Raw genomic sequence first — 26,385 nt, forward strand, 5'->3', positions numbered from 1 at the left:
GGGTTCACAGAGGTTTACGGGCCGTCCGGCTCAGAAGACCGGGCTGTTCAGAAGGCCGGGACCGGCGCGGCCGGGCCTCCCAGGGCGTCGCGGCGCTCGGGCATCCGCAGGTCGACCATCTTGTGCCAGCCGGCCGCCCGCTCCCAGGCGTACACCCCGTGGATGCCGGCGGCGAGGGCGGCGGCCTTGGCCTTCGGCCAGTGCAGGATGCGGCCCATGTGGCTCATCACGGCGAGGCTGACGTCGCGGTAGACCTGGATCTCGACGAGCGCGGACTCCCGGAGGGTGCGCTGGATGAGCCGCCCGTGGCCCTCGTAGTTGAGGCGCAGCAGCTCCTCGTGGCAGTACGAGAGGTGGTTGGTCTCGTCGTTGTCGATCATGCGGATGGCCTTGCCGAGCTCGGGGTGGTCCCCGAAGTACTTGACCAGCATGATCATCTGGTCCGCGGCGCGCTGCTCGGTGACCCTGCTGTGCGCGAGGTAGACGACGATGTCCTCCTCGGTCAGCGGCTCGTCGCGGCGCAGCTTGTCGTGGGCCAGGCCGATCCCGCGCCGCTCCAGGAGCATCGTGTAGTCGGTCTCGGGCGGCACGGGCACCGGTTCGAGGCCGCGCTTCTTCAGCAGGGCGTTGAAGATCCGGCCGTGCTTGTCCTCGTCGGCGCCGTGCCGGACGATCTTGGGAGCCATGTCCCGCATGCCGGGGGCGACCAGGGCCGCGATCCGGCCGTTCTCCCAGCCGCCCTGGGCCTCGCCACTGGCGGCGATGGAGCAGAAGAGCCGGAACGAGTCGTCGTTGTCGATGATTTCCTGGAACAGGCCTTTGGCCGTGAACATGCCTGCCACCTCCATGCGGACGTCCGCACTCCGCACGCCCGTGGAGTACGAGTCAAGTGCGCCGAGCCGGGTCGGGCAACAGGAGGAGGGCGGACGCTGCGCCGAACGAGGCAGCGCGCGGGACAGGGGCCGGGGCGCACGGGGCGCGGGAGCGCGTAACTCCGGTCGCCCTCGCGCGTTGTGCTCCATGACGGCCGTGGCGGGGAAGACCCCCCGAGCCCCCACCACGGCCGCGGAGTTCTCGTTCTCGTTCTCCGTACGGTGCGCGAGGCCGCGTTACGACGCGAGGCCGGCCCGCTCCAGCGCCTCCACGCCCGCCCGCAGCGCGGCGAGCCGCTCGTCGAGCGTGAAGCCGGCCGGGGAGAGCGTCAGGGTGGTGACCCCGGCGGAGGCGTAGGCCTTCATCCGGTCGGCGATCCGGTCGACGCCGCCGAGCAGCGCGGTCTGGTCGATCAGCTGCCGCGGCACGGCCGCCGCGGCGCCCTGCTTGTCGCCGGACAGGTACTTCTCCTGGATCTCGGCGGCGGCCTTCTCGTAGCCCATCCGCTGGGCGAGCTGGTTGTAGAAGTTCTGCTTGCGGCTGCCCATGCCGCCGACGTACAGCGCGGTGTAGGGACGGAACATGTCGGCGAGCGCGTCGATGTCGTCGCCGAGCGCGATCGGCAGCGTCGGGTGGACGTCGAAGCCGTCCATCGTCAGCCCGGCCTTCTCACGGCCCGCGCGCAGATGGCGCAGGGTGGTCTCCTCCAGGTGCTCGGCGGCCGGGAAGATGAGCAGCGCGCCGTCGGCGATCTCGCCGGTCTGCTCCAGGTTCTTCGGGCCGATGGCCGCGATGTAGAGCGGGATGTGCGGGCGGGTGGGGTGGACGGTGAGCTTGATCGGCTTGCCCGGGCCGTCCGGCAGCGGCAGCGTCCAGTGCTCGCCCTGGTGGGTGAGGCGCTCGCGGGTCATCGCCTTGCGGACGATCTCGACGTACTCGCGGGTGCGGGCGAGCGGCTTGTCGAACTTGACGCCGTACCAGCCCTCGGAGACCTGCGGGCCCGAGACGCCGAGGCCGAGCCGGAAGCGGCCGCCGGAGAGCGAGTCGAGGGTGGCGGCGGTCATCGCCGTCATCGCGGGCTGCCGGGCCGGGATCTGCATGATCGCCGAACCGACGTCGATCCGCTCGGTCTTGGCGGCGACCCAGGAGAGCACGGTGGGGGCGTCGGAGCCGTACGCCTCCGCCGCCCAGCACACGTCGTAGCCGAGGCGGTCCGCCTCCTGGGCCACGGCCAGGTTGTCGCCGTCCATGCCCGCGCCCCAGTAGCCGAGGTTGATGCCGAGCCGCATGCCACGTACCCCTTACCCATCGGTAACGTCCCTGTGCGGGGACTCTAGCGCGCGGCCCCGGCATTCGTCAGGAGCCGATCGGGCACGGGTCGGGACGGGGCGCCGGCTCCTCGAACGGGTGGCCTGTGGACAGGTTGTCCACAGGGTCTCTCCGCGTGGTGCCGTGGCCAGTAATCTCGCGGCCATGGAGCAGAGGCATCTCGGACGTACCGGCCTGCGCGTGTCCCGGCTCGGGCTCGGCACCCTCACCTGGGGCCGGGACACCGACGAGCACGACGCGGCCGAGCAGTTGAAGGCGTTCTGGGACGCGGGCGGCACGCTCGTGGACACCGCGGACGTGTACGGGGGCGGCGAGGCGGAGTATCTGCTCGGGCGGCTGATCGACGAGCGGTCCGGTCTGGTGCCGCGCCGCGACCTGGTGATCTCCACCAAGGCGGGCAGCGTGCCCGACCCCGACCGGCGCACGGACGGCTCGCGCGGGCATCTGCTCGCCGCGCTCGACGCCTCGCTCGCGAGGCTCGGCACGGACTACGTGGACCTGTGGCAGCTGCACGCCCCGGACCCCCACACCCCGCTGGAGGAGTCCCTGCAGGCCCTCGACATCGCGGTGCGCACCGGCCGGGCGCGCTATGTGGGAGTGGCCGGCTTCTGCGGCTGGCAACTGGCCAGGGCCGGCACCTGGCAGCTGGCCGGGGACCGGACGCGCCTTGCCGGGACGCAGATGGAGTACTCGCTGCTGCAGCGGGGCGTCGAGCGCGAGGTGCTGCCCGCCGCGCTCGACCTCGGCATCGGGCTGCTGCCCTCCTCGCCGCTCGGGCGCGGGGTGCTCACCGGGAAGTACCGGCACGGCACCCCGGCCGACTCGCGCGGCGGCTCGGAGGCCCTGGCGCCCTTCGTCGAGCCCTATCTGGACGACACGGCGAGCCGGATCGTGGACGCGGTGCGCACGGCCGCGGACGGTCTCGCCACCACCCCGCTGCATGTCGCCCTCGCGTGGGTCCGCGACCGCCCCGGGGTCACCGCCCCGGTCGTCGGCGCGCGCAACGCGCAGCAGCTCGCGACCGCTTTGTCAGTGGAGAGCCTTAGTCTTCCTGACGAGATCTGCCGGGCCCTCGACGACGTGTCGGCGCCCGTGCACCGCTATCCGGATCACGACTGGAGCACCTTGTGACCGAGCCTTCCGGCGACACCGCGCCGCCCGAGGCCGACGAGCCCACCGCCGACGCCCAGGAGGCGCCCGCCGCACCCGGCACGGAGCCGGAGGAGCCCGGGACCGCCGAGGCCGGCGCCACGGAGGCCGGGGCGACCGAGGACGCGTCCACCGAGGCCGGTTCCACCGAGGAGGCCGCGCCCGGGCTGTCCGAGGCGCAGGCGGAGCTGGCCGCGCAGCGGGAGCTGCGGGAGAAGATCGAGCGGCGCAAGGCGGAGCGCGGTGCGCCCGTCGAGGCGGGCGGCAAGCTGACGGGCACGGCCGCCGATCTGCTCGCCGCCGTCCGGGCGGTGGAGAGCGGCGAGAAGCCGGTCTCGGTCCCGCGCGCCGCAGTGCCGATTCCCGCGCCCACGCCGGAGCGGACCGCCCCGGCGGCGCCGCCGGAGACGACCGTGCGCCCGCCGGCCCCCGAGACGCCGGTGGTGACCGAGGAGACCACGGAGGCCGTCCGGCAGGTCCTCCAGCGCGGCGGGGCCCCCGAGACGCTGGCCGCCCCGGTGGCCGCCGTGCTCGGCGAGGGCGCCGCCCGGGCCCTCGCGGACGACCCGTGGCAGCTGCTCGCGGTGCCGGGCGTGCGCCCCGAGCAGGCCGACGGCTTCGCCCGGGCGCTGCTCGGCGCGGAGTGCGGCCCCGCCGACCCGCGCCGCGCGGTGGCCCTCACCGCCTGGCTCCTGGAGCAGGCGGTCCTCAAGGGGCACACCGCCCTGGAGATCGGCGCCGTCCGCGACGCCCTCGCCCGGCTGTCGGTGCCCGAGCCGGACAAGGCCGTCGACCTCGCGGTGTCCGAGGCCGCCGTCCTCGTCTTCCAGGAAGAGGAGCAGGAGGAGCCGGAGGACGAGACCGAGGGCGAGGCCGAGGCCGCCGCCGCGCCGCCCGCCGGGCCCGAGGTGCCGGTGCTGCTCGGCCTGGAACGGTACGCGCTCGCGGAGGAGAGCCTGGCCGACGGACTCGCCCGGCTGATCCGTGCGGCCGAGGCGACCGCGTGGGACGGCCCCGAGCTGGCCCGGGCCGCCGGGGCGCACGGGCTCGTGCTGCACACCGGCGGCGAGGCCGCCCGGGCCGAACCGGCCGCCTTGGCAGAGGCGGCCCGCGCGCGCGGCCTGCGGGTCGCGCTCGCGGCGCACACCGCGCGGGACGGCGCCCTGCCGGTGGCCGCGCTGCTGTCCGGCGCGGCCGGACCGGGCCGGGACGCCGAGGGCACCCTCGCCCTGGACCTGCTCGTGGTCCTGGACGCGCCGCAGCTCGACGTGGAGACGGCGGCCACGCTCGTCGAGGCGCTCCCGGACGGCTGCCGCCTGGTGCTCAGCGGCGATCCGTACGTGCTGGGCGCGGCGGGTCCCGGCCGGGTGTTCGCCGATCTGCTCGCGGCCAAAGTCGCCCCGCAGATCGCCTCCCGGGTGCCCGACCCGGGTCCGGTCGGCGAGCTGGTCTCGGGCATCGGCGCCGGCGAGCTCAACCAGGTGGCCGCGCCCGGCAAGGAGGTCGTGATCGTCCCGGTCCGGGATGCCGGCGAGGCGGTGCACCGCACGGTGCAGCTGGTCGCCGACTCGATCCCGCGGGCCATCGGCGTACCCACCGAGCAGACCCAGGTGATCACCGTGGGCCACGGCGGCTCGGCCGGCACCCGCGCGCTGAACGCGGCGCTCAAGGAGCGCCTCAACCCCGGCCCCGGCCGCTTCGGCGGCTTCGACCCGGGCGACCGGGTGGCCCACTCCCCCGCCCCTGGCCGTACGGTCACCGGCACGGTCGTCTCGGCCGGCGCCGAGGGCCTGCACCTGGACTGCGCGGGCGAGCGGGTCGTCGTACCGAAGGAGCGGGTCGAGGCGGCGCTGCGGCACGGCTGGGCGCTGACCGCGCACCAGGCCGCCGGGGCGCGCTGGCCCGCGGCGGTCGTGGTGCTGCCCGGCGACGCGGCCGGCGGCCTCACCCGCTCATGGGTCTACACGGCCTTCGGCCGTGCCGAGCGCCATCTGTCCGTGGTCCACGGGGTCGAGCAGGCGCTGCCGAGGGCGGTGGCCGAGGGCCGCGACCCGGAACGCACGACCCGGCTGCGGCCCCTCCTGGAGGCGCTGCTGCACGAGGAGGAGGACGAGGCCGGGGCGTAAGGCCGGGTCTTCCGGATCCCCGCTGTCCGGGCATGGACAAGGGCGCCCTCCCCGCTCGCCGCGGGGAGGGCGCCCTGTGCGTGACGGCCGGGCCCGGCGGGCCCGGGCTCAGGCCTGGGAGACCCGGGCCGCCGGCTCCTCCTCGTCCGTCTCGTCGTCGAAGACGGCGCTGATGTCGAAGCGGCAGACGAGGTGCTCGGGATCGGCCTGGTCGAAGGGGGCGTTCAGCCACTCCCCCGGTTCGGGCAGGTCGTCGGCGGCCTCGACCCAGAGGGTGGAGTCGCCCTCCTCCAGGCCGAATTCCTTGTGCCGGGACGCGATTTCGTCAGGTTCGTACTCGCCGAACACGATCCCGAGCGCCGCGTGCGTGGTCCCCGCGCCCTCCTCCCGGTCCAGGTCGGTGACCCGGCGGGCCTGGGCGATCAGGCGCTGCGGCTCCACCACGGCGTAGTCGCGGCGGATCAGCACGCTGAGGGCATGCGGCTCCTCCGGGCCCGCGTAGGGCGGCAGGGAGTCGTCGGCGCCCGGGATCTCGAAGGGCGTGACCTCGTCGTACCGGTCGTAGAGGGCCTCGTCGTACGCCTCCGCCGCCGCGGCGAGCGCGTTGAAGGCCTCGTAGACGGCCGGGTCGTCGTCCCCGGTGCGGCGTTCGACCGCCGCGAGGTGACGGTCCAGTGCGGCTTTGACCGCCTCGGCGGCGGCGCGTACCTCGGCAGCGGTGGGCTGCGCAGCATCAGACATAGGACAGACGCTATCCGTACCGGGCCCTTGGCCGCACAATAGATGCGATGCCGGAATACGAATTTGTCGACGTGTACGTGCCGCGTGGCGTCTCCCGCAAGGAGACGACGCGGCTCCTGACCGACCATGCCGAGTACGGACACTGGGAGTTGGACCGCCTGAGCCTGCGCCGGGACGGCAGCCGCAGGGTACGGCTGAAGCGCCGCATCATCCGTCAGATCCGCGCCACCTGGTGACATGAGGAAGGGGCCCCGCGACCGCGGGGCCCCTTTTTCTCGCGCTGCGGCCGGGACTACGCGGCGCTGCGGGCCCGCCGGTAGATCACCGAGCCGGCGAGCAGCAGGCCGGCGCCGGCGGGCACGATCAGGCCCAGCGGACCGGAACCGGTGCTCGCGAGCTCCTCGGTGGGCCCGTTCGGCGTGATGGACCGCGTACTCGGCGTGTTCGGCCCGTGCGAGGCGCCGGGGGTCTCCGGCGTGCCCGGGTGCTCGCCCTCGCCGCGCGGGGGCGTGCTCGGGGTGCCGGGCGTCTCGGGCGTGCCGGGGTGTCCCGGGGTGGTCGGCTCGACGCCGTAGCCGCAGTCGTTGCCGTAGGCCGCGTTGCCGGCACCGACGCCCGTGACGCTGTTCCCGCAGACGTTGACGGGGGCGTCGATCGGGACCTCGACGGTGTTGCCGGAGCCGACGCCCGGGGAGTCGGAGCCGTGGCCCCCGGCCTGGGAGCCGCCCTCGTCGCCGTAACCACCGGGACTGCCCGGGCTGCCGGGACCGCCGGGGCTGCTGGAACCGCCCGGCGCTCCGGAACCGCTCTGGTTGGCACAGGAGTTGCCGGACACCGGGTTCAGCAGTCCGATGACGGAGACGGTGTTGCCGCAGACGTTGACCGGCGCGTGGACCGGGACCTGCACGGTGTTGCCGGACGCGACGCCCGGCGAGTCGGCCGCGGCGCCGCTCGCGCCGGACGAGGCGTGGGCGTAGCCCCCGCCGAGGGCGATCATGCCGCCGGCCGCGGCGACCGTGATGATGCTCTTGCGCGTGATGACGCGTGTGACCTGTCGCATTGTGGGTTACCTGCTTCTCGGCTCGTGACGAAATGGCCACCGGCCCCGGAGTGCATGGCACGCACTCCGGGGCCGGTCCGGGCTCGGACCCTCAGGGGGTCGAGACAGAACGTCAGGCGTTGACGCAGGTGTTGCCGAAGGCGGGGTTCAGCAGCCCGATGATGGACACCGTGTTGCCGCACACGTTCACGGGAACGTGAACCGGCACCTGGACGACGTTGCCCGAGAGGACACCGGGGGAACCGATGGCCGCACCCTGGGCACCCGCGTCGGCAACGGCCATGCCCGCACCCGCGAGAACGAGACCGCCGGTGGCAGCCGCAGCAGCGACGACCTTCTTGATCATTATTCCTCCTTGTTGGCAATGCGGTCCCAGCCGCGGACCGCACCACCTGTAACGAGGGGGAATCTTGGGGGCTACGAGCCCCCTCGGGCATTCACTCTTTCCGGTGCCTCGTGGACGCGCGGTCGATTCCGCCCCGCCCGGCCGCCGGTCCCGTCAGCTCGCGTCGAGGAAGCGGTCCAGGACGCGGACGCCGAACTTGAGCCCGTCCACCGGGACCCGCTCGTCCACACCGTGGAACATGCCGGCGAAGTCCAGCTCCGGCGGCAGCTGGAGCGGCGCGAAGCCGAAGCAGCGGATGCCGAGGTCGTCGAAGGACTTGGCGTCGGTGCCGCCGGAGAGCATGTACGGCACGGCCCGGGCGATCGGGTCCTCGGCGCGCAGCGCCAGCTGCATGGCGTCGACCAGGGCGCCGTCGAAGCTGGTCTCCAGGGCCTTGTCGCCGTGCACGTCCTCGCGCTTGACGCGCGGGCCGAGGATGCGGTCGAGGTCGGCCAGGAACTCCTCCTCGTAACCGGGCAGGAAGCGGCCGTCGACGTGCGCGGTGGCCTGGCCGGGGATGACGTTCACCTTGTAGCCGGCGCCGAGCATGGTGGGGGCGGCGGAGTTGCGCAGGGTGGCGCCGACCATCTTGGCGATGCCGCCCAGCTTGGCGAGGGTGGCGTCCATGTCCTCGGGGTCGAGCGGGGTGCCGAGGGCGTCCGAGAGCTCGTCCAGGAAGGACCGCACGGTCTTGGTGACCCGCACCGGCCACTGGTGGCGGCCGAGCCGGCCGACGGCCTCGCACAGCTCGGTGATCGCGTTGTCGTTGTTGGTCATGGAGCCGTGCCCGGCGGTGCCCTCGACGGTCAGCCGCATCCAGTGCATGCCCTTCTGGGCCGTCTCGACCAGGTAGAGCCGCAGGTTCTCGTTGACGGTGAAGGAGAAGCCGCCGACCTCGCCGATCGCCTCCGTCACACCTTCGAACAGATCGCGGTGGTGGTCGACCAGATGGCGGGCGCCGTAGGTGCCGCCGGCCTCCTCGTCGGCCATGAAGGCGAGGACGACGTCGCGCGGGGGCTTGCGGCCGCTGCGCATCCGCTCGCGGACGACCGCGAGGGTCATCGCGTCCATGTCCTTCATGTCGACAGCGCCGCGGCCCCACACGCACCCGTCGGCGACCTCGCCGGAGAAGGGGTGGTGGGTCCAGTCCTCCGCGTTGGCCGGCACCACGTCGGTGTGCCCGTGGATGAGCAGGGCCGGCCGCGAGGGGTCCTCGCCCTCGATCCGGGCCACGGTGGAGGCCCGTCCCTTGTGCGACTCGATGATCTTCGGCTCCAGGCCGACCTCGGCGAGCTTCTCGGCGACGTACTCGGCCGCCGCCCGCTCGCCCGGCCCCGAGTGGTCGCCGTAGTTGCTGGTGTCGATACGGATGAGGTCCCGGCACAGATCGACGACCTCGTCCTCGCCCGTCAGGCCCCGGCCGGTGTTCGACTCGCTCACGCTGTTCCTCCCGCTGCGCGCCCCATGACTGTGGTCCCCCCTATCCTCGCCCGCCGCCCCGGCCCGGCCCAAGGCCCCCCGCCCCGAGGTGGCGCCAGGGCGTGCCGGGGCGGCACCGGGGTGGTGATCGACCACCCCAGATGTTTGCTATGGTTTTCCTCGTCGGAAGGGGCCGCGAGCCCCGGAGGACACACCCCGTCCGGGTGGCGGAATGGCAGACGCGCTAGCTTGAGGTGCTAGTGCCCTTTATCGGGCGTGGGGGTTCAAGTCCCCCCTCGGACACCAGCCGAAGAGGCCCCACAGCAATGTGGGGCCTTTTCGCATGTCAGGCGTACGCCGGTCGCCTGTCGGCCGCCCGTTACGGTGGGGGCGTGCGACGCAGAACCAAGGCCCCCTCCTCTCCCCTCCCCCAGCGCGACGGGATCGACGCCGTGCGGGTGCGGCTGCCCGAGGATCCGGGCGGCGCCTGGGCGAGCGTCGGCGCGTTCCTGGTCGGGCGGTACGGGGCGGCCGTCGGGGTGGAGCGCATCGAGGGGATGCTGCGCGAGGGGCGGTTCGTCGGGGTCGACGGGCGGGCCATAGCGGCGGGCGAGGCGTACGAGGCCGGGCGGTATCTGTGGTTCCACCGGGAGTTTCCGGCCGAGGAGCGGGTGCCGGGCGAGGTCCGGGTGGTGTACCGGGACGAGCGGATCGTCGTGGCGGACAAGCCGCACTTCCTGGCGACGATGCCGCGCGGGGGCCATGTGAAGGAGACGCTCCTCGCCCGGCTGCGGCGGGACCTCGGACTGCCGGAGCTGCAGCCGGCGCACCGGCTCGACCGGCTGACGGCGGGCCTGGTGCTGTGTGTCGTACGGCCGGAGGACCGCGGGGCGTACCAGACGCTGTTCCGGGACCGGGCGGTGGGCAAGTCGTACGAGGCGGTGGCGCCGTACGACCCGGCGGTGGAGCTGCCGGCGACCGTGCGGAGCCGGATCGAGAAGGAGCGCGGGGTGCTGGCCGCCCGGGAGGTGCCGGGCGAGCCGAACGCCGAGAGCCGGATCGAGCTCCTCGTGCACGAAGGCGGGCTTGCCCGGTACCGGCTGGTGCCGGTGACCGGGCGGACCCATCAGCTGCGGGTGCACATGAACGCGCTCGGGCTGCCGATCCGCCACGATCCCCTGTATCCGGTGGTGCGGGAGGACGGGCCGGAGGACTTCGGGCGGCCGCTGCAGCTGCTCGCGCGGTCGCTGGTGTTCACCGACCCGGTCACGGGTGAGCTCAGGAGGTTCCTGAGCCGGCGGCCTCTCCAAGGCCTCCAAGGCCTCGGTGATCTCAGTGGCCTCGCCTGAGCCACTCCTCCAGGTGCGGGGCCTCCTCCCCGATCGTGGTGGGGTCGCCGTGGCCGGTGCGGACCACCGTCTCCGGCGGGAGCGTGAGCAGTTTCGTACGGATGGAGTCGACGATGGTCGGGAAGTCCGAGTAGGACCGGCCGGTCGCGCCCGGGCCGCCCTGGAAGAGGGTGTCGCCGGAGAAGACCGTGGCAAGGTCGGGGGCGTACAGGCAGACCGCTCCGGGGGCGTGGCCCGGGGTGTGGAGGACCGTGAGGTCCGTCCCGGCGATGGTGAGGACCTGGCCGTCGGCGAGGTCGCCGTCCGGGCTGTGATCCGGGTGGGTCAGCTTCCACAGCGGCTGGTCGGCGGGGTGCAGCAGGATCCGGGCGCCGGTGGCGGCGGCCAGCGCCGGGGCCGCGTCGATGTGGTCGTCGTGGGCGTGGGTGCAGACGATGGCGCGCAGGGCGCGCCCTTCGAGGGCGGCCAGGATGGCCTGGGCGTCGTGGGCGGCGTCGATGACGAGGGCCTCGGTGTCGTCGCCGACGATCCAGACGTTGTTGTCGACCTCCCAGGTGCCGCCGTCGAGGCTGAAGGTGCCGGAGGTGACCAGACGGTCGATGCGGGCGCCCATCAGAAGACCACCACCGAGCGCAGCACGTCGCCCTCGTGCATGCGGGCGAAGGCCTTCTCGACGTCGCCGAGTCCGATGGTCTCGGTGACGAAGGCGCCGAGGTCGATGCGGCCCTGCTGGTTCAGGTCGATGAGCATCGGGAAGTCGCGGGACGGCAGACAGTCGCCGTACCAGGAGGACTTGAGCGCGCCGCCGCGGCCGAAGACGTCGAGCAGCGGGAGTTCGAGCTTCATCTCGGGGGTGGGGACGCCGACGAGAACGACGGTGCCGGCCAGGTCGCGGGCGTGGAAGGCCTGCACGTACGTCTCGGGGCGGCCGACCGCCTCGATGACGATGTCGGCGCCGAAGCCGCCGGTGAGCTCGCGGATCGCCTCGACGGGGTCGGCGGTGCGGGAGTTGACGGTGTGGGTGGCGCCCATCTCCTGCGCCTTGGCGAGCTTGCGGTCGTCGATGTCGACGGCGATGATCCGGGCGGCTCCGGCGAGCCGGGAGCCGACGACGGCCGCGTCGCCGACGCCGCCGCAGCCGATGACGGCGACGCTGTCGCCGCGGCCGACGTTGCCGGTGTTGATGGCGGCGCCGATGCCGGCCATCACGCCGCAGCCGAGGAGGCCGGCGATCTCGGGGGCGACGGAGGGGTCGACCTTGGTGCACTGTCCGGCGTGCACGAGGGTCTTCTCGGCGAAGGCGCCGATGCCGAGGGCGGGCGAGAGCTCCGTACCGTCGGCGAGGGTCATCTTCTGCTGGGCGTTGTGGGTGTTGAAGCAGTACCAGGGTCGGCCGCGCCGGCAGGCGCGGCACTGGCCGCACACCGCGCGCCAGTTGAGGATCACGAAGTCGCCGGGCGCGACGTCGGTGACGCCGGCGCCGACGGACTCGACGATTCCGGCGGCCTCGTGGCCGAGCAGGAAGGGGAACTCGTCGTTGATCCCGCCCTGCTTGTAGTGGAGGTCGGTGTGGCAGACCCCGCAGGCCTGCACCTTCACCACGGCCTCGCCGGGACCGGGGTCGGGGATCACGATCGTCTCGACCCGGACCGGCTCGTTCTTGCCGGGGGCGACGACCCCCTGGACCTGCTGCGGCATCGTGGACTTCCCTTCTCCGACAGCCTGTGCGCTGTAAGGATCTTGCGTACCACTATCTCCTGACAAAACGCGAGACCCCCGCAGTTCGTGCCTGCGGGGGCCTCTTGTCCCGTGGGGGGTGCGGGGTGGGGATCAGTCCCGGACGGGGATCAGTCCCGGGCGGGGATCAGTCCCGGGCGCCGGCGCCCTGGGTCGCGCGGACCCGGCCGCGGACCAGGAACCAGCCGCCGACCAGCGCGGCCGCGATGAGCGGCAGGCAGGCGACGGTGGTGCGGCCGACGCCGCCGTCCATCCACATGAGGACCAGGACGGTGCCGAGGAAGAGCAGCGTCACGATCTGGGTGTACGGGGCCCAGGGCAGCTGGTACGAGGGCCGGACGAGCTTGCCCTCCTTGGCGCGGCGGACGAACAGCAGCGAGCAGACCATGATCATGGCCCAGGTGCCGATGATGCCGATGGAGGCGAAGTTGAGCACCAGCTCGAAGGCCTCGCCGGGCATCCGGTAGTTGAGGAAGACGCCGACGACGCCGAAGCCCGCGGTGAGCAGGATGCCGCCGTAGGGGACGCCGCCGCGGTTCATCACGCCGGTGAACTTGGGCGCCGAGCCGGCGAGGGACATCGAGCGCAGGATGCGGCCGGTGGAGTAGAGGCCCGAGTTGAGGCTGGAGAGGGCGGCGGTGAGCACGACCAGGTTCATCACGCCGGCGGCGCCGGGGATGCCCAGCTTGTCGAAGACGGTGACGAAGGGGCTCTGGTCGCCGGTGTACGCGGTGAACGGGAGGATCAGCGCGAGCAGGACGACGGAGCCGACGTAGAACAGGCCCACGCGCCACATGATCGAGTTGATCGCCTTCGGCATGATCTTCTCGGGGTTCTCGGTCTCGCCGGCGGCGACGCCGCACAGCTCGACGGAGGCGTAGGCGAAGACGACGCCCTGGATGAGCAGCAGCATCGGCATGACGCCGTTGGGGAAGATGCCGCCGTTCTCGGTGATGTTGGCGAGGCCGGGGGTGTGGCCGCCGACCTCGTGCTGGGTGACGACGAGGTAGATGCCGACGAGCATGAAGGCGACCAGGGCGCCGACCTTGATGATCGCGAACCAGAACTCCATCTCGCCGAAGTACTTCACCGAGATGAGGTTGGCGGCGAGGACGATCGCGAGGGCGATCAGGGCGAGCACCCACTGCGGGATGTCGCTGAACATCGACCAGAAGTGGGCGTAGGTCGCGGCGGCGGTGATGTCGGCGACGGCGGTGGTCGACCAGTTGAGGAAGTACAGCCAGCCGGCCGTGTAGGCGCCCTTCTCGCCCATGAACTCACGGGCGTAGGAGACGAAGGCGCCGGAGGAGGGCCGGTAGAGCACCAGCTCGCCGAGGGCACGGACCACGAAGAAGGCGAAGACGCCGCACACCGCGTAGGCGATGAAGAGGGAGGGTCCGGCGTTGGCCATGCGGCCGCCGGCGCCGAGGAACAGGCCCGTGCCGATCGCGCCGCCGATGGCGATCATGTTGATGTGCCGGGACTTGAGGTCCTTGCGGTATCCGGCGTCGCCGGCGTCCACGTGGGTGGAGGCCGCCGTGCCTGAGGCCGCCGGGGTGGCGGACAGCGGGTCGGCCGCAGTGATGCGGTCACTCATGGAGTTGTTCGCCTTCGTGAGGGGGAGGGTGTGCGGTGCCCGGCCGTGCCCTTGTGGGGCTTTCCGGCACGGCCAGCGCACATCCTCACGGCAACACCCGGTAACTGACTGTGGCCGAAATCACTGAAGGGCCGGATTTGAGGTAGTTCAGAGGTTACGCGCGGGTGAACAAGCGGGTGGGTGGACGGGGCGTCACGGCGCGAGGACGTCCAGCTCCTTGAGGGCGCCGACCGCGATCTGCCGGGTCAGCTCCTCGGCGCGCACCGCGTTCTTCTCCCGTACGGCCTCGGCGACCTGGACGTGCAGGGTGACGGCGGCCGGGTCCGGGTCCTCGAACATCACCTGGTGGTGGGTGCGGCCGGTGAGCACCTCGGCGACGACGTCGCCGAGCCGGGCGAACATCTCGTTGCCGGAGGCGTTGAGGACGACCCGGTGGAAGGCGATGTCGTGCACCAGATACGCCTCCAGCTGCCGGCCGCGCGAGGTGGCGACCATGCCGAGGGCCTGCTCGGTGAGCTCGCGGCACTGCTCGGGGGTGGCGTTCAGCGCGGCGAGCCCGGCGGCGACCGGCTCGATCGCGGAGCGCAGCACGGTGAGCGAGCGCAGCTGGCGGGGGCGGTCGGCGCCGGCCAGGCGCCAGCGGATGACCTGGGGGTCGTACACGTTCCAGCGCTCGGTGGGCAGCACGATCACGCCGACCCGGCGCCGGGACTCGACCAGGTGCATGGACTCCAGGACGCGGACGACCTCGCGCACCACGGTCCGGGAGACGTCGAAGCGCTCGGCGATCTCGTCGGAGCGGAGCACGGTGCCGGGCGGGTACTCCCCGGCCGTGATGGCCAGGCCCAGGGTGGCCAGGACCTGCGGATGGAGCCCCTGAGCGGCCGGTGTCGTCATGGCCGCAAGCCTATGCGGGCCGGGCCCGATGATCACACCCGAGAGCGGCCGAAGCCTCGGTCGCGTCCCTGTCACGCCCGGCGGGAATTAAAAGTACGACTTTTATGTCACAGACTCTTGAATACGTCGTACTCAATGGGTTTCATGAGCGCGACGGATCGATGTCGAAGAAGACAGCGAGGCACCACCCATGAGCACCACCCCTCACGCCACGGCGGCGAGCGGCCGTCCCCCGGTCGTCGTCGTGATGGGCGTCGCAGGAACCGGCAAGACGACGATCGGCCCCCTGGTCGCCGAGGCGCTCGACCTCCCCTACGCGGAGGGCGACGACTTCCACCCGGCGGCCAACGTGGCCAAGATGTCGGCCGGCGTGCCGCTCGACGACCGTGACCGCGAGCCCTGGCTCGACGCGATCGGCGCGTGGGCGCACGACCGGGCCGGGCTCGGCGGTGTGGTGAGCAGCTCCGCGCTCAAGCGGGTCTACCGGGACCGGCTGCGCGCGGCCGCCCCCGGTGTGGTCTTCCTGCATCTGACCGGGGACCGGGAGCTGATCGAGCGGCGGATGAAGGCCCGCAAGGGGCACTTCATGCCGACCGCGCTCCTCGACTCCCAGTTCGCCACCCTGCAGCCGCTGCGGGAGGACGAGGCCGGCGTCGCCGTCGACGTCTCCGGCACCCCCGAGGAGATCACCGCCCGGGCCGTCGCCGCGCTGCGGCGGCTCACCGACTGCACCACCCCCGCCTGACCGGACGCCCGGTCGGACCCCCTTCCCGACCGGGCCCGGGCCACCCCCCCCATGGCCCCACCGGCCGTTCCGGCCCCGAAGCCCTCCCCCGGGCCTCCGGGCCGCTGTCCCCCGTCCCCCCTGACCCCAAGGGATCCCCCGTGACCAGTCTCAGCGTCGAGACCCTGGCAGCGGACGCCGTCGAACCGATCACCTCGGCGGGCAACGCCCAGCTCGGTATCGCCGTACTCGCCGGCATCGCCGTCATCGTCCTGCTCATCACCAAGTTCAAGCTGCACGCGTTCCTCGCGCTGACCATCGGGTCGCTCGCGCTCGGCGCGTTCGCCGGCGCCCCGCTCGCGGACGCCATGAAGTCCTTCACCACCGGACTCGGCGCAACCGTCGCCGGTGTCGGTGTGCTCATCGCGCTCGGCGCGATCCTCGGCAAGCTGCTCGCCGACTCGGGCGGCGCCGACCAGATCGTCGACACGATCCTCGCGAAGGCGAGCGGCCGGGCCATGCCGTGGGCGATGGTCCTGATCGCATCCGTGATCGGTCTGCCGCTGTTCTTCGAGGTCGGCATCGTGCTGCTGATCCCGGTGGTGCTGATGGTCGCCAAGCGCGGCAACTACTCGCTGATGCGGATCGGCATCCCGGCCCTGGCCGGTCTGTCCGTGATGCACGGCCTGATCCCGCCGCACCCCGGCCCGCTCGTCGCGATCGACGCGGTCGGCGCCAACCTGGGCATCACGCTGGCCCTCGGCCTGCTCGTCGCCGTCCCGACCGTGATCATCGCCGGTCCGGTCTTCTCCAAGTACGCCGCCCGCTGGGTGGACATCCAGGCTCCGGAAAAGATGATCCCCACCCGGCCCTCCGAGGACCTGGAGAAGCGCCCCGGCTTCGGCATCACCGTCGCGACCATCCTGTTGCCCGTCGTCCTGATGCTGGTCAAGGCGCTCGTGGACATCGTGGTCGACGACCCCGAGAACGGCGTGCAGAAGGTCACCGACGTCATCGGCTCCCCGCTGATCGCGCTGCTCGCGGCCGTCATAGTCGCCATGTTCACGATGGGCCGCGCGGCCGGCTTCACCAAGGAGCGGCTGTCCTCCACCGTCGACAAGTCCCTCGCCCCGATCGCCGGCATCCTGCTGATCGTCGGCGCGGGCGGCGGCTTCAAGCAGACCCTGATCGACCTCGGCGTCGGCCAGATGATCCTCGACTTCTCGAAGAGCTGGTCGATCCCGGCCCTGCTGCTCGCCTGGCTGATCGCGGTCGCGATCCGGCTCGCGACCGGCTCGGCGACGGTGGCGACGATCTCGGCGGCCGGCCTGGTGGCCCCGCTCGCGGCGGGCATGTCGACCGGCGAGGTGTCCCTGCTCGTCCTGGCGATCGGTGCCGGTTCGCTCTTCTTCAGCCACGTCAACGACGCCGGTTTCTGGCTGGTGAAGGAGTACTTCGGGATGAACGTCGGCCAGACGATCAAGACCTGGTCGGTGATGGAGACGATCATCTCGGTGGTCGGCATCGGGTTCGTGCTGCTGCTGTCGCTGGTGATCTAGCCAGCCGACCCGGCCGGTGGAGGCCCCGGAGCGCGGTTCGTCCGACCGCGCCCGGGGCCTCCGTCGTACGTACGGGGCTCAGGCCACCGCGGCCGCCGCGGCCCGCCCCGCCGCGCGCCCCGAGAAGAGGCAGCCGCCGAGGAAGGTGCCCTCCAGGGACCGGTAGCCGTGGACGCCGCCGCCGCCGAAGCCGGCCGCCTCGCCCGCCGCGTACACCCCGGGCAGCGGCTCCCCGTCCGCCGTGAGCACCCGCGAGGACAGGTCGGTCTGCAGCCCGCCGAGGGACTTGCGGGTCAGGATGTTGAGGCGTACGGCGACGAGCGGGCCGGCCTTGGGATCGAGGATGCGGTGCGGGGGCGCCGTACGGATCAGCTTGTCGCCCAGATAGCGGCGGGCCCCGCGGATCGCCATGACCTGCAGGTCCTTGGTAAAGGGGTTGGCGATCTCGCGGTCGCGGGCGGTGATCTCCCGGCGCAGCGCGGTCTCGTCGATCAGGTCCTCGCCGGTGATCCGGTTCATGCCCCGGACCAGGGCGGCGAGGTCGTGCTCGACGACGAAGTCGGCGCCCTTGTCCATGAAGGCCTTGACCGGTCCGGGGACGTCGGCGCGGGCGCGGCCGATGACGTCGCGGACGGACTTGCCGGTGAGGTCGGGGTTCTGCTCGGAGCCGGAGAGGGCGAACTCCTTGCCGATGATCTTCCGGTCGAGCACGAACCAGGTGTGGTCGTGGCCGGTGCGCATGATGTGTTCGAGCGTGCCGAGGGTGTCGAAGCCCGGGAAGAGCGGCACGGGCAGCCGTTTGCCGGTCGCGTCGAGCCAGAGCGAGGACGGGCCGGGCAGGATCCGGATGCCGTGCCTGGCCCAGATCGGGTTCCAGTTCTCGATGCCCTCGGTGTAGTGCCACATCCGGTCGCGGTTGACGTGGTGGGCGCCGGCGTCCTCGGCGATGCCCAGCATCAGGCCGTCGACGTGGGCGGGCACGCCGGACAGCATGCGGGCGGGCGGGGTGCCGAGCCGCTCGGGCCACTGCTTGCGCACCAGCTCGTGGTTGCCGCCGATGCCGCCGGTGGTGACGATCACCGCCTGCGCCCGGTACGAGAACTCGCCGGTGACCTCGCGGTCGCTGGCGGTGCCGCGCGGGACCGCGGAGGGCGCCAGGACCTCGCCGGTCACGGTGTCGACGGCGCCGGCGGTACGGGCCAGGCCGGTCACCCGGTGCCGGAAGCGGAAGCGGACCAGGCCGCGGGCGACGCCCTCGCGGACCCGGCGCTCGAAGGGGGCGACCAGACCCGGGCCGGTGCCCCAGGTGATGTGGAAGCGGGGTACGGAGTTGCCGTGGCCGTTCGCGTCGTAGCCGCCGCGCTCGGCCCAGCCCACCACCGGGAAGAAGCGCACTCCGAGCCCGTGCAGCCAGGCGCGCTTCTCGCCGGACGCGAAGTCCACGTACGCCTCGGCCCAGCGGCGCGCCCAAACGTCGTCCTCGGGCCGGTCGAAGCCCGCGGTGCCCATCCAGTCCTGGAGGGCCAGGTCGTGGCTGTCGCGGATCCGCATCCGGCGCTGCTCGGGCGAGTCGACGAGGAAGAGGCCGCCGAAGGACCAGTGGGCCTGGCCGCCGATGGACTGTTCGGGTTCCTGGTCGAGGAGCAGCACCGTGCGGCCGGCGTCGACCAGTTCGGCGGTGGCGGCGAGACCGGCGAGGCCGGCCCCGATGACGATCACATCGGCGTCGTACGGCTCATGGGGCATGGACCGCATCTTGGATACACAAATGTATCCAGTCAACGGTTCGAGCTCCTCTCACCCCTCCCGTTTTCTAATGCCGAGCATTAATATGGCGGGCATGGCAAGGACGTCAGGGCCCGAGACCCGGGACAGACTGATCCGCGCGGCCGAGGCGGTCTTCGCGACGAAGGGCGTCGACGGCGGCCAGTTGCGCGACATCGTCGCCCTCGCCGGCCAGAGCAACCCCTCGGCCGTGCAGTACCACTTCGGCTCCCGCGCCGGACTCCTCGACGCGGTGATGGCCGGCCGCCAGGCCCGTACGGAACAGGTGCTCGCCCCGCTCCTCGACGCCGCGCCCGACGACACCCACGCCCTGGTCTCGGCCCTTGTCACCGCCGAGGCGAGCGAGCTGGGCACCGACCGCGGCCGCCGTTGTCTGAGGATCTCCGCCCAGCTCAGCCACGAGAGCGGGGTCCGCACCCGCACCCCGCACCCCACGCTCGCCGGCACCTGCTACTGGCGCCTGATCGAGCGCACCGAGTCCTGTCTCGCGGCGGCCGGACTGCCCGAGGCACTGCGCCTGGAGCGGCTCGACCTGGCGCTCACCGTGGTGGGCGCGGCCATGGCGGACCGGGCCCGGCAGTACCTCGACGGCACCGAGCCCCTCACCGGGCAGCCGCTCTTCGTCGCCGATCTCGTCGAGACCACCACCGCGCTGCTCCGGGCCGCACAGCCCCGGAGCGCGTGAACGCCCCGAACTCCCCGAAGGGACCTCCTATGAACGACCTCACCGGCAAGACCGTGCTCATCACCGGCGGCGCCCGCGGCCTGGGCGCCGAGGCGGCCCGGCAGGCGGTGGCCGCCGGGGCGAACGTCGTGCTCACCGACGTCCTCGACGAGGAGGGCAAGGCGACCGCCGAGGCGCTCGGCGAGCGGGCCCGCTTCCTGCACCACGACGTCACCTCGGAGGAGGACTGGGCGGCGGCCGTCACCCACGCCGTGGCCGAGTTCGGCGCACTGCACGGCCTGGTGAACAACGCGGGCATATCCACCGGCGCGTTCCTGGAGACCGAGTCGGTGGAGCACTTCCGCAAGGTCCTCGACATCAATCTGACCGGCGTCTTCATCGGCATGAAGGCCGCCGTCCCGGCGATGCGGGAGGCCGGTGGCGGCTCGATCGTCAACATCTCCTCGGCCGCGGGCCTGATGGGCCTGGCGCTCACCGCCGGATACGGCGCGTCCAAGTGGGGCGTGCGCGGCCTGACGAAGATCGGCGCGGTGGAGCTCGGCACGGCGGGGATCCGCGTCAACTCCGTCCACCCCGGCATGACCTACACCCCGATGACGGCCTCCGTCGGCATCGAGCGCGGCGAGGGCCGGTACCCGAACACGCCGATGGGCCGGGTCGGCGAGGCCGACGAGATCGCGGGCGCGGTCGTCTTCCTGCTCTCGGACGCCGCCTCGTACGTGACGGGCGCGGAGCTGGCCGTGGACGGCGGCTGGACCACCGGCCCGACGGTCAAGTACGTCATGGGGCAGTGACGCACCTGATTTCATGGGCGCATGAACGCCTCCGCCCCCTTCGATCCCTCCACTGAGATCCTCGACGTCGTCGACGAACAGGACCGGGTGATCGGACAGGCCCCGCGCGGTGAGGTGTACGCGCGGGGCCTGATCCACCGCTGCACCTTCATCCGCGTGCGGGACTCCCTCGGCCGGACCTTCGTCCACCGCAGGACCCCGACCAAGCTGGTCTTCCCGTCCCTGTACGACATGTTCGTCGGCGGGGTGGTCGGCGCCGGCGAGTCGTACGACGACGCCGCGCTGCGCGAGGCCGAGGAGGAGCTCGGCGTGTCCGGACTGCCCCGACCGGAGCCCGTACTGAAGTTCCTGTACGACTCCGAGGGCGTGGCCGGGAAGTGGTGGTCGGCGGTCTACGAGGTCCGCTGCGACCTGCCGGTGAACCCGCAGGTCGAGGAGGTGGCCTGGCACGGCTTCCTCACCGACGAGGAGCTGACCGCGCGGCTCGGCGAGTGGGAGTGGGTGCCGGACGGGCGCCGGGCCTACGAGCGGCTGCTCGCGCAGGGAGCCTGAGGGCACCGGGCCGGGCGCCCGTCCGGGCCCGCGGGGAGCCGCCGTACGGGAAGATCCTCGTCCGGATAGGTAGGGTGCCCGCGTGAGCGACTTCGTACAGAGCCTGCGGCTGTGGTTCGCGCCGCGCCGCCTCCGGGAGGAGGGCGAGACCCCCGACTACCGCTTCTCCCTGGCCAACGAGCGGACCTTCCTCGCCTGGCTCCGGACCGCTCTGGCGCTCATCGGCGGCGGTTTCGCGGTGGACCAGTTCCTGCCGGACCTGCGCTGGGGCGTCCGGGTCGGGCTCGCGGTCGCGCTGCTCGTCGCGGGTGTGCTGTGCGCGCTGCGGGCGGTGAACCACTGGGTGCGCTGCGAGCGGGCGATGCGACGGGGCGAGGACCTGCCCGTCTCCCGTTTCCCTGCGGTGCTCAGCCTCGCGGTGGCGGTGGTCGCGCTCGCGATGGTGGTGGTCGTGGTCTTCGGCTGGGCCGGACGGTGAGCGGGCCGGGGGCCGGCGCCGCGGCCGCGGACCGGGATCCCGGGCTGCAGCCGGAGCGGACCCGGCTCGCCTGGCGGCGGACCACGCTCTCGGCCACGGTGGTGGCCGTCCTCGCCGGCAAGCAGGCGATCCACGACGACGTGACGGCCACCGGTCTGCTCGCGGCGGGCCTGTCGGCCCTGGTGTGGATCGGGTTCCTCGCGGTGGCGCACCGCCGGATCCAGTCCCTGGAGGCGGCCCGGCCGCGCGTGATGTCGCTCCGGGGCGCGCTGCTCGCGGTGGTGTGCACGGTGGCGTTCGCGGGGTTCGCGGTCGCCGTGCTGCTCTGACCGGGCGCCGGGCCCCGCCCCGAACCCGGACCCGGACCCGGACCCGGCCCGGACCCCAACTTCCCCCGGACCCGCGCCTGCTGGCACTCTTCCCCTGTCCGATTCGGGCTCTCATCCGGGGGATTCCCTTTGCCTGCCACCGATCCGTACGTGGTCGCGCTCGCGCCGCACGTCCACGCCTTCGTCCAGCCCGACGGGGGCTGGTGCCTGAACAACGCCGGCTTCGTCGGCGATCCCGGCGGCGGCGAGACGCTGCTCGTCGACACCGCCGCCACCGAGCGCCGGGCCCGGCTGCTGCGCGCGGCCGTCCTCGACGCGGGACTCGCCCTGCCGCGCACCATCGTCTCCACCCACCACCACGGCGACCACACCTACGGCAACGGGGTGTTCCGGCCGGAGGCCCGGATCGTCGGGCACGCCAACTGCCGGGCCGAGCAGCTGGCCGCCGGGCGGCAGTTGCATCTGCTGTGGCCGCAGACCGACTTCGGCGCGGTGGAGATCCTGCCGCCGGACCTCACGTACACGGACGCGCTGACGCTGTACGTCGGGGAGACCGAGGTCCGGGTGCTGCACCCGGGTCCGGCGCACACCACCGGCGACTCGATCGTCCATCTCCCGGCGCAGGGCGTGGTGTTCACCGGCGACCTGGTGTTCCACGGCGGCACGCCGTTCCTGCCGATGGGTTCGCTCGCGGGGTCGCTGCGCGCCCTCGAACTGCTGCGCTCGCTGGACGCTCCCACGGTCGTGCCCGGGCACGGACGGGTGACCGACCCCTCGGCGTACGACGCGACCGAGCGCTATCTGCGCTGGGTGCGGGAGTTGGCGGCCGAGGGGTACGCGAAGGGGGACCCGCCGCTGGAGACGGCGCGGGCGGCGGAGCTCGGCGAGTTCGGGGCCTGGCAGGAGAGCGAGCGCCTCGTCGCCAATCTGCACCGCGCGTACGCGGAGCTGGAGGGGCTGCCGGAGGGCCATCCGCTCGACCCGGCGGCCGTGTTCGGCGACATGGCGGCGATGAACGGCGGGGTGCCGGTCGCCTGTCACGCGTAGCACACAGGCAGAGCTACCAGCGGGTGGGCCGCCACTCCGGGTCCGCCGCGCGCATCGCGGCCGCGTCGTCGCGGTCGCGGTACCGGCCGTCGTCCTCCGCCCAGCGGCGGTGGAGGTCGGCGAGCCGGTCGCGGTCGAGCTCCACGCCCAGGCCCGGTGTGTCGGTGACGGCGAGCCGGCCGGCCCGGAAGACGGGGGCGGTGGTGATCACGTCCTCGGTGAGCCACGGGTAGTGGGTGTCGCAGGCGTGGTGGAGCGCCGGGAGGGTCGCGGCGACCTGGGTCATCGCGGCCAGGCTGATGCCCAGGTGGGTGTTGGAGTGCATGGAGAGCCCGATGCCGTACGTACCGCAGAGCGCGGCGAGTTCGCGGGTGCGATGCAGGCCGCCCCAGTAGTGGTGGTCGCAGAGCACGATGCGTACGGCACCGCGCGCGAAGGCCTCGGGGACCTCGTCGAGCGTGGTCACGCACATGTTGGTGGCGAGCGGCAGGTGCGTGCCGGCGGCGACCTCGGCCATGGCGGCGATGCCGGTGGCCGGGTCCTCCAGGTATTCGAGGGCGGGGAGGCCCTCGAGTTCGCGGGCGACGGCGAGGGAGGTCTCCACGGACCAGGCGCCGTTGGGGTCGAGGCGCAGCGGGGCGCCGGGGAAGGCCTCGGCGAGCGCGCGGATCGCGGCGATCTCCCGGTCGGGCGCGAAGACCCCGCCCTTGAGCTTGAACGAGCCGAAGCCGTGCAGGCGGGCGAAGCGGCGGGCCTGCTCGACGAGGCCGGCCGGATCGAGGGCCTCGCCCCAGGGGTCCTCGGGCTCGGCGCCCGGGTGGGCACCCCACTTGTAGAAGAGGTAGGCGCTGTACTCGACCTCGTCGCGGACCCGGCCGCCGAGCAGGGCGTGCACGGGCAGTCCGAGGCTCCGGCCGAGGGCGTCGAGGCAGGCCGTCTCGACGGCGGAGACCACGGAGAGCAGCAGTTTGCCGGCGGTCTGGACGCCGCGCAGTCCGCCGGCGTCGACCCGTCCGTCCGCGTCCTTCGCGGCCGCCGCGCCACACACCTCGGCGGCCAGCACGAACAAGCCGTTCACATCCGTGACCGAGCGACCGGGCAGCGCCTCGGCGAGCGGACGTGCGAGGTCGAGGTACTTCGTGTCGCCGTAGGTCTCGCCGAGCCCGACGACTCCGCCCGCCGTGACCACTTCGACCACCAGGCGTGGGGTCAGGGGCTGGTGGACGCCCTGGGTGTTGAGCAGCGGCGGGTCCTTGACGAGGACGGGGGTCAGGCGGACGTGGTCGATGCACAGCGCCGGATTCATATGTGAACCCTATTCGCGACCTCGGACGGCACACCAGAGGCGTGCACCCTCTTTCACGCGGGGTCCGGGCGAGGTTCGGGCAGGGTTCGGGCGGGGCTTGACGAGGCTTGACGGGGATCACTCTGGACGACATACCGACTGGTCGGTCATCATGAACCGACGCCGAACCCGGAGGTACGCCCGCATGACCCCGACTCCCCCACCCGGCCTCGACCCCGAGGCGCTGCGCCGCCTGCTCGACCGCGAGCGGCCCGGTCTGGTCGCCGGCCCGCTGACCGCCCGGCTGATCGAGGGCGGGCGCTCGAACCTCACGTACCTCGTGACCGACGGCTCCGCCCAGTGGGTCGTCCGCCGCCCGCCGCTCGGCCACGTGCTGGCCACCGCGCACGACATGAAGCGCGAGCACCGGGTGATCAGCGCCCTGCACGACACCGCCGTACCGGTGCCGGAGGCGGTGCTGCTGTGCGAGGACGAGACGGTGCTCGGCGCGCCGTTCTACGTCATGGAGTACGTGGCGGGCACCCCGTACCGCTCGGCCGCCCAGCTCGCCCCGCTCGGCCCGGAGCGCACCCGCGCCGCCGTCCTCGGGCTCGTCGACACCCTGGTCGACCTGCACGCCGTGGACCCGGACGCCGTCGGGCTCGGCGACTTCGGGCGCCCGGAGGGCTTCCTCGACCGGCAGCTGCGCCGCTGGGGCAAGCAGCTGGACGCCTCGCGGGGCCGCGAGCTGCCCGGCATCGGGGAGCTGCACGCGGCCCTCGGCCGCCGCCTCCCGCAGTCCCCCGCCCCGACCGTGATCCACGGCGACTACCGGCTCGACAACGTCCTCATCGGCGACGACGACCGGATCAAGGCGGTCCTGGACTGGGAGATGTCCACCCTCGGTGACCCGCTCACCGACCTCGGCCTGCTCGTCATGTACAGCACGCCGCTGGCCGTCCCCGACTCGCCGGTGTCCACCACCGCGACGGCCGCCGGCCACCCGAGCACCGCCGAGCTGATCGAGCGCTACGCCGCCCGCTCGGGCCGCGACGTCTCCGCCCTCTCCTGGTACACGGCCTTCGCCTGGTTCAAGCTCGCCGTGATCCTGGAGGGCATCCACTACCGCTACACCCTCGGGCAGACCGTCGGCGCCGGCTTCGACCGGATCGGCGAACTCGTCCCGGTCTTCATCGAGCACGGCCTCACCACGCTCCAGGACCTCCAGGACCCTCAGGAAGGCTGATCCGCCATGGACTTCGCGTTCGACGCCCGCACCGAGGAGCTGCGGGCGAGACTCCTCGCCTTCATGGACGAGCACGTCTACCCCGCCGAGGCCGTCGCCGAGGAGCAGCGGGCCGCGCTCGCCTCCCCGTGGGACACCCCCGCGATCGTCGAGGAACTGAAGGCCGAGGCGCGCCGCCAGGGTCTGTGGAACCTCTTCCTCCCGGACGAGGAGTACGGCGCCGGGCTCACCAACCTGCAGTACGCGCCGCTCGCCGAGATCACCGGCCGCAGCCCCCACCTCGCCCCGACCGCCCTCAACTGCGCAGCCCCCGACACCGGGAACATGGAGGTGCTCGCCCAGTTCGGCGACGAGGCGCAGCGGAAGCAGTGGCTGGAGCCGCTGCTCGCCGGCGAGATCCGCTCGGCCTTCGCCATGACGGAGCCCGAGGTGGCCTCGTCCGACGCGACCAACATCGAGACCCGGATCCGGCGGGACGGCGACTCGTACGTCGTCGACGGGCGCAAGTGGTACATCTCCGGGGCCATGAACCCCGACTGCAAGATCTTCATCGTGATGGGCAAGACCGACCCCGACGGGGCCGACATCCGGCGCCAGCAGTCGATGATCCTGGTCCCCCGCGACACCCCCGGTGTCGAGGTGCGGCGCGCGATGCAGGTGTACGGCTACGAGGACCACTCGCACGGCGGGCACGCCGAGGTGCTCTTCCACGGGGTCCGGGTCCCGGCCGCGAACCTGATCGGCGAGGAGGGCGGCGGCTTCGCCATCGCCCAGGCCCGGCTCGGCCCCGGCCGCATCCACCACTGCATGCGCCTGATCGGCATGGCCGAGCGGGCCGTGGAGCTGATGTGCCGGCGCGCCGTCTCCCGTACCGCCTTCGGCAAGGCCCTCGCCCAGCAGGGCGTCGTGCAGACCTGGATCGCGGACGCCCGGGTGACCATCGAGCAGCTGCGGCTGCTCGTCCTGAAGACGGCCTGGCTGATGGACACCGTCGGCAACCGGGGCGCGCACACCGAGATCCAGGCGATCAAGATCGCCACCCCGCGGGCGGTCGTCGACATCATCGACAAGGCGGTACAGCTGCACGGCGCCGGCGGCGTCTCGCAGGACTTCCCGCTGGCCGAGCTGTGGGCCGCGGCCCGCACCCTCAAGCTCGCCGACGGCCCGGACGAGGTGCACCAGCGCTCGCTGGCCCGCCGGGAGCTGAAGAAGTACCTGTAGGACGTAGGCCCGTGGGCC

26 protein-coding genes and 1 tRNA gene are annotated in these 26,385 nt (G+C 72.7%); 15 read left to right on the forward strand and 12 right to left on the reverse strand.

Annotated features, from left to right (window positions below; genetic code table 11):
• Positions 1 to 47: 47 nt before the first annotated feature.
• Positions 48 to 833: a ferritin-like domain-containing protein gene (locus KV205_RS18685; RefSeq protein WP_265865542.1), complete on the reverse strand. Its 786-nt coding sequence runs from the start codon at positions 831 to 833 to the stop codon at positions 48 to 50.
• 276 nt (positions 834 to 1,109) lie between these two features.
• Positions 1,110 to 2,162, reverse strand: coding sequence for an LLM class F420-dependent oxidoreductase (locus tag KV205_RS18690; protein ID WP_265865543.1), 1,053 nt, complete (start codon positions 2,160 to 2,162; stop codon positions 1,110 to 1,112).
• Between the two features lie 184 nt (positions 2,163 to 2,346).
• On the opposite strand from KV205_RS18690, the gene KV205_RS18695 reads away from it, so the two are divergent.
• Positions 2,347 to 3,333, forward strand: a complete 987-nt coding sequence (locus KV205_RS18695; protein ID WP_265865544.1) for an aldo/keto reductase — start codon at positions 2,347 to 2,349, stop codon at positions 3,331 to 3,333.
• Positions 3,330 to 5,477, forward strand: a complete 2,148-nt coding sequence (locus KV205_RS18700; protein ID WP_265865545.1) for a helix-hairpin-helix domain-containing protein — start codon at positions 3,330 to 3,332, stop codon at positions 5,475 to 5,477. The genes KV205_RS18695 and KV205_RS18700 overlap by 4 nt, the downstream gene beginning before the upstream one ends.
• A gap of 108 nt (positions 5,478 to 5,585) precedes the next feature.
• Here KV205_RS18700 and KV205_RS18705 read toward each other — a convergent pair whose 3' ends face one another.
• Positions 5,586 to 6,218, reverse strand: coding sequence for a hypothetical protein (locus KV205_RS18705; RefSeq protein ID WP_265865546.1), 633 nt, complete (start codon positions 6,216 to 6,218; stop codon positions 5,586 to 5,588).
• 47 nt (positions 6,219 to 6,265) lie between these two features.
• Between KV205_RS18705 and KV205_RS18710 the strand changes: the two genes are divergently transcribed.
• Positions 6,266 to 6,454, forward strand: coding sequence for a DUF5703 family protein (locus KV205_RS18710; protein WP_265865547.1), 189 nt, complete (start codon positions 6,266 to 6,268; stop codon positions 6,452 to 6,454).
• 56 nt (positions 6,455 to 6,510) lie between these two features.
• On the opposite strand, the gene KV205_RS18715 is transcribed toward KV205_RS18710, so the two are convergent.
• The 3 genes from KV205_RS18715 to KV205_RS18730 all read right to left on the reverse strand — a co-directional run bounded on the left by KV205_RS18715 (position 6,511) and on the right by KV205_RS18730 (position 9,103).
• The gene (locus tag KV205_RS18715) at positions 6,511 to 7,278 is read right to left on the reverse strand and encodes a chaplin (protein WP_274710590.1); all 768 of its coding nucleotides are present in this window, start codon (positions 7,276 to 7,278) and stop codon (positions 6,511 to 6,513) included.
• A 112-nt stretch (positions 7,279 to 7,390) separates the two neighbouring features.
• Positions 7,391 to 7,624 (reverse strand): chaplin ChpH, encoded by a 234-nt coding sequence (gene chpH, locus KV205_RS18725; RefSeq protein WP_265865548.1) that lies wholly within the window; start codon positions 7,622 to 7,624, stop codon positions 7,391 to 7,393.
• Positions 7,625 to 7,777: 153 nt separating this feature from the next.
• Complete coding sequence (locus KV205_RS18730) at positions 7,778 to 9,103, reverse strand: M20/M25/M40 family metallo-hydrolase (RefSeq protein WP_265865549.1); 1,326 nt, start codon at positions 9,101 to 9,103, stop codon at positions 7,778 to 7,780.
• A 197-nt stretch (positions 9,104 to 9,300) separates the two neighbouring features.
• Between KV205_RS18730 and KV205_RS18735 the strand changes: the two genes are divergently transcribed.
• Together KV205_RS18735 and KV205_RS18740 are read left to right on the forward strand one after the other, a co-directional pair.
• Positions 9,301 to 9,388 (forward strand) — tRNA-Leu (locus KV205_RS18735).
• 86 nt (positions 9,389 to 9,474) lie between these two features.
• Complete coding sequence (locus KV205_RS18740) at positions 9,475 to 10,431, forward strand: RluA family pseudouridine synthase (RefSeq protein ID WP_265865550.1); 957 nt, start codon at positions 9,475 to 9,477, stop codon at positions 10,429 to 10,431.
• Here the strand turns inward: KV205_RS18740 and KV205_RS18745 are convergent.
• From KV205_RS18745 to KV205_RS18760, 4 genes are all read right to left on the reverse strand, one after another.
• Positions 10,415 to 11,044 carry an MBL fold metallo-hydrolase gene (locus KV205_RS18745; protein WP_265865551.1) on the reverse strand — a complete coding sequence of 210 codons (630 nt, stop codon included), beginning with the start codon at positions 11,042 to 11,044 and terminating at the stop codon, positions 10,415 to 10,417. The two genes, KV205_RS18740 and KV205_RS18745, sit on opposite strands and share 17 nt — an antisense overlap.
• Positions 11,044 to 12,129 (reverse strand): S-(hydroxymethyl)mycothiol dehydrogenase, encoded by a 1,086-nt coding sequence (locus KV205_RS18750; RefSeq protein ID WP_265865552.1) that lies wholly within the window; start codon positions 12,127 to 12,129, stop codon positions 11,044 to 11,046. Before KV205_RS18750 ends, KV205_RS18745 begins: the two co-directional genes overlap by 1 nt.
• A 166-nt stretch (positions 12,130 to 12,295) precedes the next feature.
• Positions 12,296 to 13,765: an amino acid permease gene (locus KV205_RS18755; RefSeq protein WP_265865554.1), complete on the reverse strand. Its 1,470-nt coding sequence runs from the start codon at positions 13,763 to 13,765 to the stop codon at positions 12,296 to 12,298.
• A gap of 192 nt (positions 13,766 to 13,957) precedes the next feature.
• Positions 13,958 to 14,662 (reverse strand): FadR/GntR family transcriptional regulator, encoded by a 705-nt coding sequence (locus tag KV205_RS18760; protein ID WP_265865555.1) that lies wholly within the window; start codon positions 14,660 to 14,662, stop codon positions 13,958 to 13,960.
• A gap of 190 nt (positions 14,663 to 14,852) precedes the next feature.
• On the opposite strand from KV205_RS18760, the gene KV205_RS18765 reads away from it, so the two are divergent.
• Entirely contained in the window at positions 14,853 to 15,407 is a 555-nt protein-coding gene (locus KV205_RS18765; RefSeq protein ID WP_265865556.1) for a gluconokinase, read from the forward strand.
• A 140-nt stretch (positions 15,408 to 15,547) separates the two neighbouring features.
• On the forward strand, positions 15,548 to 16,945 hold the full coding sequence (locus KV205_RS18770; RefSeq protein ID WP_265865557.1) for a gluconate:H+ symporter: 1,398 nt from the start codon (positions 15,548 to 15,550) through the stop codon (positions 16,943 to 16,945).
• Between the two features lie 78 nt (positions 16,946 to 17,023).
• Here the strand turns inward: KV205_RS18770 and KV205_RS18775 are convergent, their stop codons facing one another.
• Entirely contained in the window at positions 17,024 to 18,691 is a 1,668-nt protein-coding gene (locus KV205_RS18775) for an FAD-binding dehydrogenase (RefSeq protein WP_265865558.1), read from the reverse strand.
• Between the two features lie 94 nt (positions 18,692 to 18,785).
• Between KV205_RS18775 and KV205_RS18780 the strand changes: the two genes are divergently transcribed.
• From KV205_RS18780 to KV205_RS18805, 6 genes are all read left to right on the forward strand, one after another.
• Positions 18,786 to 19,415 (forward strand): TetR family transcriptional regulator, encoded by a 630-nt coding sequence (locus tag KV205_RS18780; protein WP_265865560.1) that lies wholly within the window; start codon positions 18,786 to 18,788, stop codon positions 19,413 to 19,415.
• Positions 19,416 to 19,444: 29 nt separating this feature from the next.
• Positions 19,445 to 20,209: a glucose 1-dehydrogenase gene (locus KV205_RS18785; RefSeq protein WP_265865561.1), complete on the forward strand. Its 765-nt coding sequence runs from the start codon at positions 19,445 to 19,447 to the stop codon at positions 20,207 to 20,209.
• A 21-nt stretch (positions 20,210 to 20,230) separates the two neighbouring features.
• A complete protein-coding gene (locus KV205_RS18790) occupies positions 20,231 to 20,761 on the forward strand; it encodes an NUDIX hydrolase (RefSeq protein WP_265865562.1) in 531 nt (176 codons plus the stop codon).
• Positions 20,762 to 20,843: 82 nt separating this feature from the next.
• A complete protein-coding gene (locus KV205_RS18795; RefSeq protein WP_265865563.1) occupies positions 20,844 to 21,239 on the forward strand; it encodes a DUF202 domain-containing protein in 396 nt (131 codons plus the stop codon).
• Complete coding sequence (locus KV205_RS18800; protein WP_265865564.1) at positions 21,236 to 21,568, forward strand: DUF202 domain-containing protein; 333 nt, start codon at positions 21,236 to 21,238, stop codon at positions 21,566 to 21,568. Before KV205_RS18795 ends, KV205_RS18800 begins: the two co-directional genes overlap by 4 nt.
• A gap of 129 nt (positions 21,569 to 21,697) precedes the next feature.
• Positions 21,698 to 22,615, forward strand: coding sequence for an MBL fold metallo-hydrolase (locus KV205_RS18805; RefSeq protein ID WP_265865565.1), 918 nt, complete (start codon positions 21,698 to 21,700; stop codon positions 22,613 to 22,615).
• 13 nt (positions 22,616 to 22,628) lie between these two features.
• Here KV205_RS18805 and KV205_RS18810 read toward each other — a convergent pair whose 3' ends face one another.
• Positions 22,629 to 23,921 carry an enolase C-terminal domain-like protein gene (locus KV205_RS18810; protein WP_265865566.1) on the reverse strand — a complete coding sequence of 431 codons (1,293 nt, stop codon included), beginning with the start codon at positions 23,919 to 23,921 and terminating at the stop codon, positions 22,629 to 22,631.
• Between the two features lie 184 nt (positions 23,922 to 24,105).
• On the opposite strand from KV205_RS18810, the gene KV205_RS18815 reads away from it, so the two are divergent.
• Together KV205_RS18815 and KV205_RS18820 are read left to right on the forward strand one after the other, a co-directional pair.
• Positions 24,106 to 25,146 carry a phosphotransferase family protein gene (locus KV205_RS18815; protein ID WP_265865567.1) on the forward strand — a complete coding sequence of 347 codons (1,041 nt, stop codon included), beginning with the start codon at positions 24,106 to 24,108 and terminating at the stop codon, positions 25,144 to 25,146.
• Positions 25,147 to 25,152: 6 nt separating this feature from the next.
• Complete coding sequence (locus tag KV205_RS18820; protein ID WP_265865568.1) at positions 25,153 to 26,367, forward strand: acyl-CoA dehydrogenase family protein; 1,215 nt, start codon at positions 25,153 to 25,155, stop codon at positions 26,365 to 26,367.
• The last annotated feature ends 18 nt before the right edge of the window (positions 26,368 to 26,385 follow it).

It is taken from the genome of Streptomyces sp. SKN60, from assembly GCF_026236535.1.
GTDB lineage: Bacteria > Actinomycetota > Actinomycetes > Streptomycetales > Streptomycetaceae > Streptomyces.